Origin of the sequence: Mesorhizobium sp. M7A.T.Ca.US.000.02.2.1, from assembly GCF_003996995.1 — a bacterium.
In the GTDB taxonomy this organism is placed as follows: domain Bacteria; phylum Pseudomonadota; class Alphaproteobacteria; order Rhizobiales; family Rhizobiaceae; genus Mesorhizobium.
Genome location: NZ_RZTT01000890.1, coordinates 1 through 539, shown reverse-complemented (window position 1 = coordinate 539; position 539 = coordinate 1). Strand labels below are relative to the sequence as shown.

Genomic DNA, 539 nt, shown 5'->3' with positions numbered 1-539 from the left:
ATTTTGTGGAAGGCCCGATGTGTCCAGTAGACGCCGATATCGGTAATCACGATGATTTCGGCAACCTGCAGCCAGACGGGCTGGCCGCTGACGGCCTGCGTTATCGCCGGCGGGACAAGGAGCGCAGCGGCACCGAGCGCGCCTGCCGCCATCATGACGATGGCCAGCTTTATGATGAAGCCGTTGAACAGCAGATAGATCAGATCGACAGCAAACCCCTTGCGGAAGATCTTCTGCGGCCGCTCGGCAAACAGATGTTCGAACGGAATGAAGATCAGCGCGCAGATCAACAGTGCCTTGATGCCAAAGATATCCATCGATTCGCCTCTGCGCGTCGTCTGCGCCTCCGAGAGGAACCACATCTCCCTTTCCAAAGGCTAAAGGCTCTGTAAGGGCGCTGACGCACGGAACGTGCTAGCAATGTCGCCGAACGCAACGGCTCGGAGCAATGGGACCGTCGAACGCGGTTCTTTGACACGGCTTCGAACCGTTCGTGTCCTAGCCGTCAAGACCCCAAAGATCCGGGTTGCGTTTGAAAT

General features: G+C 57.5%; 1 pseudogene. It reads right to left on the bottom strand.

Going from position 1 to position 539, the window contains the following annotated elements:
• Positions 1-362 (bottom strand): annotated as a pseudogene (locus EOD15_RS35310) (sterol desaturase family protein); the annotation flags it as partial.
• Positions 363-539: the final 177 nt, after the last annotated feature.